Source organism: Halomicronema sp. CCY15110 (assembly GCF_016888165.1).
GTDB lineage: Bacteria > Cyanobacteriota > Cyanobacteriia > Phormidesmidales > Phormidesmidaceae > Halomicronema.
In genome coordinates this window covers 1-11,385 of sequence record NZ_JACSWC010000273.1, presented here as the reverse complement: position 1 = coordinate 11,385, position 11,385 = coordinate 1, and the positions used below count along the sequence as shown (strand labels likewise).

7 protein-coding genes are annotated in these 11,385 nt (G+C 57.0%); 4 read left to right on the top strand and 3 right to left on the bottom strand.

Annotated elements, in window-relative coordinates:
• Positions 1-188: 188 nt before the first annotated feature.
• The gene (locus tag JUK32_RS11200; RefSeq protein ID WP_204138940.1) at positions 189-1,520 is read right to left on the bottom strand and encodes a TldD/PmbA family protein; all 1,332 of its coding nucleotides are present in this window, start codon (positions 1,518-1,520) and stop codon (positions 189-191) included.
• Positions 1,520-2,992, bottom strand: coding sequence for a TldD/PmbA family protein (locus tag JUK32_RS11195; RefSeq protein WP_309224530.1), 1,473 nt, complete (start codon positions 2,990-2,992; stop codon positions 1,520-1,522). Before JUK32_RS11195 ends, JUK32_RS11200 begins: the two co-directional genes overlap by 1 nt.
• 244 nt (positions 2,993-3,236) lie before the next feature.
• On the opposite strand from JUK32_RS11195, the gene JUK32_RS11190 reads away from it, so the two are divergent.
• A complete protein-coding gene (locus JUK32_RS11190) occupies positions 3,237-4,148 on the top strand; it encodes a mechanosensitive ion channel family protein (protein WP_204138939.1) in 912 nt (303 codons plus the stop codon).
• A 113-nt stretch (positions 4,149-4,261) separates the two neighbouring features.
• On the opposite strand, the gene JUK32_RS11185 is transcribed toward JUK32_RS11190, so the two are convergent.
• A complete protein-coding gene (locus JUK32_RS11185) occupies positions 4,262-4,873 on the bottom strand; it encodes a CAP domain-containing protein (RefSeq protein ID WP_204138938.1) in 612 nt (203 codons plus the stop codon).
• Between the two features lie 582 nt (positions 4,874-5,455).
• On the opposite strand from JUK32_RS11185, the gene smc reads away from it, so the two are divergent.
• From smc to JUK32_RS11170, 3 genes are all read left to right on the top strand, one after another.
• On the top strand, positions 5,456-9,151 hold the full coding sequence (gene smc, locus JUK32_RS11180) for a chromosome segregation protein SMC (RefSeq protein WP_204138937.1): 3,696 nt from the start codon (positions 5,456-5,458) through the stop codon (positions 9,149-9,151).
• Positions 9,152-9,243: 92 nt separating this feature from the next.
• Positions 9,244-10,203 (top strand): PRC-barrel domain-containing protein, encoded by a 960-nt coding sequence (locus JUK32_RS11175; RefSeq protein WP_204138936.1) that lies wholly within the window; start codon positions 9,244-9,246, stop codon positions 10,201-10,203.
• Between the two features lie 394 nt (positions 10,204-10,597).
• Positions 10,598-11,311 carry a WecB/TagA/CpsF family glycosyltransferase gene (locus JUK32_RS11170; RefSeq protein WP_204138935.1) on the top strand — a complete coding sequence of 238 codons (714 nt, stop codon included), beginning with the start codon at positions 10,598-10,600 and terminating at the stop codon, positions 11,309-11,311.
• The last annotated feature ends 74 nt before the right edge of the window (positions 11,312-11,385 follow it).

Sequence of the window (11,385 nt, the reverse complement as noted above, 5' to 3'; positions counted from 1 at the left end):
GGGCTCAGGAAATTTGAGGCCATCTTTCAGGGATGGTCACTAGCCCAGGAGGGATTTATGTGTACTTAGTAGCCAAGCTTGGGAGAGGGATTTAGGGTGAGGGCTAATGGGTAGTAAATTTACGCCGAGCGGTACTAGATTGCGCCGGACTGCCAATTCTGCCTTCTGCCTTGGGCGAGAACAGAGCACTAGAGGGTGTAAGCAAAGTTGTTGACCAGCATCCCCGGAACGAGGGTGCCGCCGAGATCGCGGAAGCCGTAGCTGCCCACTTCGGGAATGAATTGGGTTTCCTGGGTCAGGTCGATCAAGTTAGCCCCCCAAAAGTTGTAAAGGCTTTCGTCAAATCGCAGATCCTCAATGGGGGCAATGATTTTGCCATTTTCCACCCAGAAGCAGGCGTAACGGGTCATGCCAGTAATGCGACCGTTGGGGCGATCGCTCCAGTTCAGATAGTGCAGGTTCGACACATACAGCCCCGTATCCAGTGCCGCGAGGATGTCAGATTCGGCCAGGGTGCCGGGGGTTAGGGTGGGCGATCGCAAATATTCGCCCCCTTCCGCAAAGGTGGAGGGAATGCCGTATTCCTTCGCGGTGCGGGCACTGACCAGGGTGTTTTGCAACTGGCCCCCGTCGATCAGGGGCATGGTTAGGGGCGCGAGTTCCCCATATTGGTTAAAGCGGGGCACCTGTCCCTGAGAAAAGTCTTCCAACAGGTGCAGCTTGTCCGACAGGGTTTTTTCGCCCCGCTGTAACGGCCCGAGGGCACTGCCGCCCCGGCGAATCGAGGCCTCCCCAATGCCGCCCCAAGAGAGCATGCTCATCAGGTCGGCGACGGCGGCGGGGGCAAAGTAGGTGCGGTATTGGCCCCGTTCCAGCTGTTTGGGCGGTTGGGCCATTTGCCCTAGCAGGGTTTGGGCGGCGGCAAGATTCTCCGTGTAGGCGGCATCGTCCCAGGTGCGTCCGGCGTAGGTGCCCTTGACCGCCTGCCCCGACTCGGTGAACAAGGAATAGTCGAGGGTGAAGGTGGCAGTAGCAAACCAGTGACGTTGACCAGCGGAGTCGGCATAGGCCCGCACACAGCGCCCCCCGGCATAGAGGCCCACCGCGTCCAGCCCCGCCATTTTCGGTAATAGAGTGGGGGCGATCGCCGCCATCTCCAGCAGTTCCCCGTCGTACACTTCGCGGCTGTGGTCATCGCCTGCCGGCAGCACGATGTAGGGATCTTCGGGCAGTTGAGGCAGTTCGTCCCGCAGGGTGTGCAGGGCCGTCATGAGCAAGGGCCAATCCGCTGCTTTTTCGCCAGTAAAGGTGATGGACTCGGTGGTCGATCGCCCATCCGCCAGCAGTGTCACCGACATGGAGCCGTTTTCAATGCTGCCAGTCTGGCGCACCTTGGCCTGGTTAAATCGGGTGAATTCGCTCTCCTCCGCCACCAAAGTCACCGTCACCGCTTCGCCCTCAACCAGTTGCGGCATCAGCGCATCCATGAGTTGATTGAACGTGTTTTCCCAAGTTTGCATTAGCCCGCTCCTCCAAACACTTCAATGTCATTGAAGGCGCACACGGGCGCGCCATGCCCCACCCGAATAATCTGGTTGGGTTCCCCTTTGCCGCAAAACGGGGTGCCAAACACCTGCCAGGTGCTGCGATCGCCCACCTGCGACAGACTCCGCCAAAATTGCGGCGTGGTGGCCCGATAGTTGGGGTTGCGCACCGTTTCCGCCAGTGCCCCATTACGGATGCGCTTGGCGTACTCACAGCCAAACTGAAACTTGAACCGCTGATCGTCGATGGACCAGGAGCGGTTGGCTTCCATATACACGCCATCTTCCAGGGAGCCGATGATTTGGCCGAAGGGGCGATCGCCCGGTTCCACATTGATATTTGCCATGCGGTCAATCGGTGGACGATCCCAGTTCGTGGCGCGGGCACAGGCCACACCGGGCACCCCCAGCCGCGCCTGACTTTCGTGGCTACCCAGGCCCCGCTGCAACACCCCATGGCGAATCAGGTATTGCCGTTCGGCGACCGCCCCGGTGTCGTCAAAGGCGTAGCTGGCAAATTCCTGCTCCACCGTCGGGTCAAAGGTGACGTTGAGCTGGTCGGAACCGTATTGCAACTGGCCGAAATCCTCCGGCTGCACAAAGCTGCCCCCCGCATAGTTGCGCTCATCGCCCAAAATGCGATCGAGCTCCAGGGGATGGCCGATGCTCTCGTGGATTTGTAGCATCATCTGGTCGGGGGCCAACACTAGCGTCGTCGTCAGGTCGGGACATTCCGGTGCGGTCAGCAGTTCCACCGCCTGCTCGCCAATGCGCTGCACCGACGCCCACAGCTCATCCCCCACGTCGAAAAATTCCCAGCCGGCCTGGTAGGCATGGCCGCGACCATTGTTGGTACGGGTCTGCACGATCGCGCCCTCCTGAGCCGTAGCGCTAAAGCTGGGGGTAAAGAAAGAGAACTTTTGATGGACTTGGGTGCCGCTGGTGCTGACCAGCCAGGTGTCGATTTCTTTGGCGCTGAGGCTGGCGCTGGCCTGCACAATCAGGTCGGAAACTTTGAGGCCCTGACAGAGGCGCGACAGCAGCTCATGGGCATGGCCCGTAGTCAGCGTCTTCAAGGGCTTTTCGGCGAAGGTCTGGTAGATGCCCAGCACCTTGGGGCGAATCTCGGGGGAAAAGGCATGGATGCGCCAGGGGGCGGCTGCTTGGGCCTGCTGACAGGCGAGCGTGGCCGCTTGCCGTAATCCGGCGACGGTGAGGCGATTGGTGGCAGCGTAGCCCATCTGCCCGTTCACTAGCACCTCGACCATCGCGCCCTGCTGCAGCGATCGCCGATTGGCCTCGGGCTTGCCGTCACGCTGCGATCGCACCACACTTTCTTCCCGCGTGGCCCGGATACCCACCCAGTCGGCGGGCAAGTCCAGGGAGGCGATCGCCTCAGTCAGTAAATCAATTGGGTCCGCAGTTGTGGGTAATGGCGTAACGGTCACAGTGGCATCCAGGGTTCCGGGTCGCCCTCTATTCTAAGAACTTTGCGCCTCGGACGAAACATTTCGGGGCCGCCATCGGGCGATCGCCAGTCGCCCCCATATCAGCAACATCCCGGAAACTGCGAGCGCTCCTGTAGCCACTTTCCTAACCGTAGATAGATGCCTAACCGCAGATAGATGCATTTCACCTTGATGAACGGATAAAAGTAATGACATTCCTCAATTGTTTTGCACCCTTTACTCAATGTCTGTACTGTTAGAAACGATTCAAACCAGTCTGCTGGATTTGGTGAGTGGGGCGATCGAGTTTTTGCCAGCTCTTTTCCTTGCGATCGTCATCATTTGCCTAACGCCTTACCTGGTCAGACCCGCTAGGCGATTAACTCGCATGGTGGCAGAGCGGTGCACCGATAACTTTTCCCTCCAACTGCTTGCCGTGCAGGCCGCCAGCGTCGGCATTTGGATTAGCGGTATCTTGCTGGTTTGCATTTTGCTGTTTCCTGATCTGGGGCTGGGCGACATCATTGCTCTCTTGGGACTCAGCTCAGTTGCCGTTGGTTTTGCGTTTCAAGACATTTTCAAAAACTTCTTGGCAGGCATTTTGCTGCTGCTGAATCAGCCCTTTCAGGTGGGCGATCAGATTATCGTCAGCGACTACGAAGGCACCGTTGACGACATCAACATTCGCGCCACTAAAATCCGCACTTATCAAAACGAAAATATCGTCATTCCCAATTCACTGGTGTTCACCAATCCCATTGAGGTGCTGACGGAAGACTCGAAGCGCCGCACGGATTTGGTGATCGGCCTGGACTACAATACCTCCCTGCCCAAGGCTCGTGAGGTATTGCAAAGGGCAGCCGCAACGGTGACCGAGGTGCTAGTTGACCCCGCGATCGAAGTCGACATTACCGAGTTTGCCGATAGCTCGATCAACTTCGTTGTGCGCTACTGGACTCGCCCCACCCAATTGGTCATTCGTCGCACCCGCACCCAGGTCATCATGGCCCTGAAAGCTGCTTGCGATCGCGCCGGATACAGCATCCCTTATCCCATTCGCACGGTTTATCACTTTGACCAGCAAAAGTTTGATGACGCGAGTACAAAGTCTGTCTCGCAGAATGGTAACGCCTCCTACCCCAGCGAGATTACCTAACTGATGGGACGATCAGTCCACCCCAATTCACCTGAACATCAGATATGGCGGGAAGTTCCAAGAGGTTCCAGAGGCAAGGCCGGTTGAGGTTGCCAGACCGCGATCTCGATCGCTTAATAAGGCACTTGCCGCAGGTTATTACCAGGTGGATTGTAACGACACACCAGCTTGCTCATGCCATCGCGGCTCGTCGCCAGACCGCAGCCGAGTTGGGTCGTATCACGCCAAACGATCTGGGTGTAATGCCCAATGACACCGGTCGCCCGAGACATGGCCTCAGATAAGGTCACGCCGGGGACGTAATTATAGTTGCGTTCATCAATCCAGCTGCTCACGCCGATATCAATGGGATTGGCATAGCCCAAGCTAGCGGCCAGGTTTTCGCCCTGCTGCCCCCGAATAGAGGAATCGTGCTCAAAGCGATCGTTAGCGGCTAGGTAATCAGCCCAAGCTTGAGCATCGCTAGCCAGTGCTGCCGACCACATCAGTGGCTCAACACCCACTGCCGCGCGGGCCGCATTATGGAGCGTTAAGATTTCGGCCCGTTGGTCGGTGGACAAAGCACTACCTACCTCAGCCACTGCCGCCGGGGCTCCCACATTAGGCAGATCAGGCAGATCAGTCAGGCGCGGACTGGCGGCGATCGCTCTCGCCCCCGCGCCCACCGCCGCGATCGCGCCAACCATCCCGGCTAGCCACAAGCCATAGTGCTGATGATTTGTCATGGGTGAATCCTCCTGTGGGGGGCATTACCAGTCGCGCCATGGCGGCAAGGATGAACCCTGTCCAGGCTGGGCGCTGATGCCACCAACCCGTTAGGGCAGCAAGAACTGGGCCAATGCGTTTAAGCTCTTGGACGGTAGATGTCCGAAAAGGTGTCGACCAAAGCATAGATTCCCAGAACCATCCACACTGTCCAGGTAGACGACAGGACTTGCCCGCCAGCTGGTATTTTCTTGCCGTGCGCATAGGCTTAAGACGCCCAAGCCAAAATACAGTGGCATTTCCCAGGTTCTGTCAGTACACTAAGGCGTCATTCATCCAGATCGCCGGCCGCCGCCTGAGGGTTTCGCTAAATATATGTGTAATGTGCGGGCATTTTTGCTGACAACGCCATATATAGTGGTTACAATTTTCAATCGGCTTAGTCAGTTGTGAGGTTGCAAAGAGTTTAAGGACGGCGTCAAGCGTCCCGTCCATCCGTAAGATTTGCTCAATTCAGGTCGATTCAGGTTGATTCTCTGTCAATGTCTTGTCATTCGTCCGCAGTTTAAGTACATTTGTTTTAACCGCTCAAGCTCTGGCCAGTGCATATTAAGCGCGTAGAACTGTCTCATTTCAAGTCGTTCGGTGGCACGACAGCGGTGCCGCTGTTGCCAGGGTTCACGGTGATCTCTGGTCCCAATGGTTCTGGCAAGTCGAATATTCTGGATGCGCTGTTGTTCGCGTTGGGGCTAGCAAGTTCTCGCGGGATGCGGGCCGATCGCTTACCCGACCTGGTGAATCAAACTCATATTGGACGGCGATCGACCGCAGAAGCGACGGTTACGGTAACGTTTGACATCACCGATGTTGCGCCTGATCTGATCATCGACCGCAGCACTCCCAAGGTAGAAGCGGATACCGAGGGCGCGATTGAGGTGGAAGCCACCCCGTCAACAGAGACTGAAACTGCAGGAGAGTCCCCCGAGGGCGGGGCTGAGAACGATCATAAGGTGGTGCCTCTGCCGACGCATCGAGAGTGGACGGTGACACGCCGCCTGCGGGTGACTAGCCAGGGTACTTACACCTCCAACTACTACATCAACGGCGATCCTTGTACGCTGACTGAGTTGCATGAGCAATTGCAGCGATTTCACGTTTATCCCGAGGGCTACAACGTGGTGTTGCAGGGGGACGTGACCAGCATTATTTCCATGAACTCGCGCGAACGTCGCGAAATTATTGATGAATTGGCGGGGGTGGCCTCTTTCGATCGCAAGATCACCCAAGCGATGGAAAAGCTGGAAGTGGTAAGGGAGCGCGAAGAGCGCTTTCGCATGGTGGAACAGGAATTGGTGACCCAGCGCGATCGCCTCGCCCAAGATCGCCTCAAAGCCGAAAAGTATCAGAAGTTGAAGGCCGAACTCCATACCCGCAATGAGTGGGAGACGGTGTTGACCTGGCGGCAGCAGCAGCAACAGGTCAATGCCCTGCGCCAGATGATTCAACAAGATGCCGAAGCGATTCAGAAATTTGGCGTGCAGGTACGCGAGTTGGACGCCACGATGCAGACCACCGGCGAAACACTCACGGCGCTAAATGCGCGGGTGAAAGCCCTGGGAGAAGATGAACATTTGGCGCTGCAATCGCAACTAGCGACCCAAGAGGCCGAGTTGCGACAGCTCCAGCGGCAGCAGCAGGGATTGACGACAGCGAGCCAAACGACTGCCGCCAACCTGCGGCAAAGCCAAATCAACCTGCAAGAGCAGCAACAAACCCTGGCGAGCCTGACGGAAGAAATTCAGGTCTTGCAGCAGGGCGAACTGGTCACCCTTACCCGTCACCTGGAGGCTGCCCAAGGGGCCTTGGTGGCGAAACGAGAAGCGACCAGCGCGATCGCCAGCGCTTCCCAAGCCTGGGTCGAAGAACAAACCCAGCGTCGCCGCCACATCGAGGATTTACTACGCACGCTGGAGCCCCAGCGATCGGAGCAGGTGCGGCTGCAAGAGCGGGTCAGTCAGCTCACGCAGCAAATTGCCGAGCTATCCGCTAGCGTCCATGAGTTGGCCCAGCAGATCGACGGTCAGAAGACGCCGGCATCGACTGGCGAGGGCGATGCTGCGAGTGCAGAAACCAACATTCAGCGCTTGGCTCAAGTGGTCGCCGATGCCGAACAAGAACTGAAGGTGCAACAAGAAACCCAACAGCGACTCTTGCAAGAGCAGCGCCAAAAGCAGCGCGAGCTCGACAAATTAGAAGCCCAAACGCAGGCGATGCAAGAAAGTCAGGGCACCCAAGCTACCCAGATTTTGATCGATAGTGGTTTGCCTGGCATTGGTGGTCTGGTGGCCCAACTAGGTCGTGTCGATCCGCGCTTTCAATTGGCCCTAGAAATTGCCGCTGGGGGACGGTTGGGGTATTTGGTGGTCGAAAACGACCAAGTCGCGTCCCAGGGCATTGCGTTGTTGAAACAACGGCGAGCTGGTCGCGCCACGTTTCTGCCGCTGAACGCCATTCGCGTGCCCAAAATCAACCGCATCCCGGACTGGAAGCGCCCCGACGGACTGGTGAATTATGCCGTTGACCTGATTGACTGCGACGATCGCTACCGCAGAGTCTTTGAATTCGTCTTTGGCAGTACGGCTGTGTTTGAAACCCTCCAGGCGGCGCGAGGCCATCTGGGGCAATTCCGCATGGTCACGCTCGATGGTGAACTCCTGGAAACCAGCGGCGCGATGACTGGGGGCAGTCTCAGTCGGCAGCGGGGCCGACTGCATTTCGGCACGGTGGAAGCGGGAGAATCGGAGGAAGCGATCGCCCTGCGCGATCGCCTCACCGAAATCGACCAAATCCTCCACCATTGCGAACAGCGCATTGAGGCGACCAAAGCAGCGGTGAAAGCGGCTGCCGACAACTTGCTCGAAGCGCGTCAACAGCACCGCGAACAAGCCCTGCAAACCCAGCAGGTGCAACAGCAGCTGCGACAGTTGCAACAACAACGGGCGCAGAGTGAAACGCGCCTGGCCCAATACCAGGCGGAACTGACGACCGCCCAAAGTCGCCTGGCCGAACTCGCGACCCACTTGCCAGAGCAGGAGGCCGAGCTGCAAGCCCAGCGTGATGCCCTCGCGGCCCTGGAGCAATCCCAAACCCACAGTGAATGGCAGCAGGCGCAGAGTGAAGTACAAGCGTTAGAGCAGCAGTTGAGCGATCGCCAAGCTACCCTCCAAGCCGCTGAACGTCGCCTACGCGATTTTCAGGCTCAGCAGGAGCGGGTGCAACTGACTAGCCAGCAGCAGCAAACCCAAATTGCGGATTACCAACGGCAGCAAACGCAGCAAGATCAGCAACGCCAAACCCTGGCCCAGCAGCAAACCGAACTCAATACCGCGATGCAGGTCACCCGCCAACAGCTGAGTGCCCTTGATGCCAAGCTGGCGGCAGAAAAAGGGAATCGCGATCGCGTTGAAGGCCAATATCGCGACCAGCAGACCCAAAAGCAACAGCTCGAATGGCAGCGCGAAAAACGCCTCGAAACGCGCCAAGAGCGCCAGCAACAATTAGCGGCGCTCGAAACCGAACTCGCCACCCAAGCGGCTGACCTGCCCAATCCCCTGCCTGAAATTCCGTCAGATATTGACTTGGAAACCGTCAAAAAACAAATCCGCTCCTTGCAGCGCCGCCTCGAAGCCCTGGAACCTGTTAACATGCTGGCGCTCGAAGAATACAACCAAACCCAAGAGCGGCTCGAAGAGCTGTCTAATAAGCTCACCACCCTGCAAGAAGAACGCACCGAGTTACTCTTACGCATCGAAAACTTCACCACCCTGCGTCAACACGCCTTCCAAGAAGCTTTTGAAGCGGTGAATCAGAACTTCAGCGAAATCTTTGCCCAGCTCTCCGATGGCGATGGTTATCTCCAGCTCGACGATCCCACCAATCCCTTTAACGGTGGCCTCAATCTGGTCGCCCACCCCAAGGGCAAACCCGTGCGGCGTCTGGCCTCGATGTCCGGGGGCGAAAAATCCCTCACGGCCCTGAGCTTCATTTTTGCCTTGCAGCGCTATCGACCTTCACCGTTTTATGCCTTTGACGAGGTCGATATGTTCCTCGACGGTGCGAATGTGGAGCGACTGTCTAAAATGATTAAACAACAAGCTCAACAGGCCCAGTTCATTGTGGTGAGTTTGCGGCGACCCATGATTGAAGCTGCCCAGCGCACTATTGGCGTGACCCAAGCCCGCGGCGCTTACACCCAAGTCCTGGGCATCAGCTTGGAACCACAGAGTGCCTCCATGTAGATCTGTTAAGATCAGAGTCCTCCTGTAGAATCATTCTTTAAACCGAACTGCGGTTCACGTGTTGATTATCAAGTTTTAATCAGGCTCCGGCTATGACCCCATCCTATGACCAGTTCCGTCAGCGCTCCGACTTTTTGGGCACGCAAGTTGTCACCAGAACGACGGGGAAAAGCTTAGGGTTTGTCAGTCAGCTGTGGGTTGACGTCGATCGCTGCGAAGTGGTCGCCGTGGGGCTGCGAGAGCAACTGCTACCTGGAGTCATGTCCGGCACTGAGCACACGATGCAGCTCAGCAGCGTTCGCCAGGTGGGCGACGTGATTTTGGTGGATGATGACGACGTGCTGGAGGATGACCTCAACCTCACGCCCTACAGCACCATGATTAATTCTGAGGTCATTACCGAATCGGGAGAGATGCTGGGCAAGCTGCGGGATCTCAAGTTTGATGTGGTCACTGGCAAGCTGGAATCGATTATCATCGCCTCCTTTGGCCTCCCCAAAATTCCCGATCAAGTGATCAGCACCTACGAGTTGCCCGTCGATGAAATCGTCAGCAGTGGCCCCGAACGGCTCATCGTGTTTGAAGGGGCAGAGGAAAAGCTGGTACAGCTCAGCGTTGGCATTTTAGAGCGGCTGGGCATTGGTCGCGCCCCTTGGGAGCGCGATGATGAAAGCGAGTACATCATGCCCGTTTCGACGGCGAATCAACTGCCGTCGGGCATCCAAACGCCTGTTGAACCGATGCAACAAACTCGCACCCCCGTCGTTGAAGAGCGTTGGACAGAAGATGACTGGGGCGAACCGGAACCCATCTCGGCGGAGCCCATGCCCCAACGCCGAGCCAAAATGGCCTACAACGAAGCGCCGCTTAATGAATCCGGCAACTGGCCTAATCAGCCCGTGAGTCCTCCTCCAATGAACTACGAGACTGACGCGAAGGATGTGACGGGAGATGTCTGGACCGACGACGAACCAGAGCCTTACAAAGCGCCTCCGGTCAATATTCCTCAGAAGAAAAAAGTTACCGAGTACGAAGAAGAACTGGATTATTAGGCTGGAGTCAGTCTTTGTAATGAAGTCGTTGAGGCAGGCAGGCGTTCATCGGCTAGGTTTGGGATTGCGAAAATCGTCGCGGCAAGTCTACGATCCCGACTTTTTCCGGAATGGCAACCCCACAGTCAGCTGCGAACCGGGACAGGGCTTAAGCGGCTGTTTCTACTTCCCACAGGGTGAGAATGCGCTCGGTCACCGGCTCGGTTCTATACCGAAATTTCCGCATCCACGAGGTTTCCTGAGCTTGGGAAAACCGGCTTGGGCTCTGGTGCTGTACAATTCATGCTCGGATTGACCGGTGAGGAGAGATTCGGCTGCAGACGCGTTCATCAAGCGCGAGTCGTGATCGCTCCCTTTGTCCGTCATCCCTCATTGATCCCTTTAGTAGAGCATCATGGGCGAGCTGCAAACATTATCAGTCATGGGTCTCCCCATTCACTGGGGAGCGCATTACGAAGATTGGCTACTCATGCGCCACCAGCAGGGCTTGGGCGCACATGTGGTGACGCTCAATGCGGAAATGGCCATGCAGGCCGACCAGCATCCAGAGTTGAAGGCAGTGCTGTGTCAAGCCGATTTAGCCATTCCCGACGGCGCTGGCATCGTGTTGTACTTTCGCCTCAAGGGTCAACGCATCCAGCGGTGCCCTGGCATTGAGTTGGCGGAGTCGCTGTTGCAAAAGCTGACTCCTGACCATGCAGTTTTCTTCCTCGGAGCGGCTCCTGGGGTGGCGGAAACTGCCGCGCAAAGCTGGCGATCGCGTCAACCTGGGATCAATATCGTGGGCGTGCAAGACGGCTATTTTCAACCCGATGATTTGCCCGCGTTGGAAGCGCAATTAAAAGCGTTGCAGCCCACGGTAATTTTGGTCGCGTTGGGAGTGCCCCGACAGGAATTTTGGATTGCCGAACGGCGATCGCTGTGTCCCCAGGCGATTTGGATTGGGGTCGGCGGCAGCTTTGACATTTGGGCCGGTAATAAAGACCGGGCTCCGGCCTTCTTCTGCAATAACCATCTGGAATGGCTCTATCGGCTTTATCAAGAGCCGTGGCGCTGGCGGCGGATGCTGGCCTTGCCTAAGTTTGCTATCCGAGCGCTCACTTATTAGAGCTGTTGTGAATTAGCCTTCAAAATCCTTGTAACCTTTGCATGTAAAGCATTTCAGTGAATTGCGCTAGGAAT

Bases quoted from the DNA above. Each gene is read 5' to 3' on its own strand.
- JUK32_RS11185 (WP_204138938.1), bottom strand. From the start codon at position 4,873: ATGACAAATCATCAGCACTATGGCTTGTGGCTAGCCGGGATGGTTGGC.
- JUK32_RS11200 (WP_204138940.1), bottom strand. From the start codon at position 1,520: ATGCAAACTTGGGAAAACACGTTCAATCAACTCATGGATGCGCTGATG.
- JUK32_RS11175 (WP_204138936.1), top strand. From the start codon at position 9,244: ATGACCCCATCCTATGACCAGTTCCGTCAGCGCTCCGACTTTTTGGGC.
- JUK32_RS11170 (WP_204138935.1), top strand. From the start codon at position 10,598: ATGGGCGAGCTGCAAACATTATCAGTCATGGGTCTCCCCATTCACTGG.
- JUK32_RS11190 (WP_204138939.1), top strand. From the start codon at position 3,237: ATGTCTGTACTGTTAGAAACGATTCAAACCAGTCTGCTGGATTTGGTG.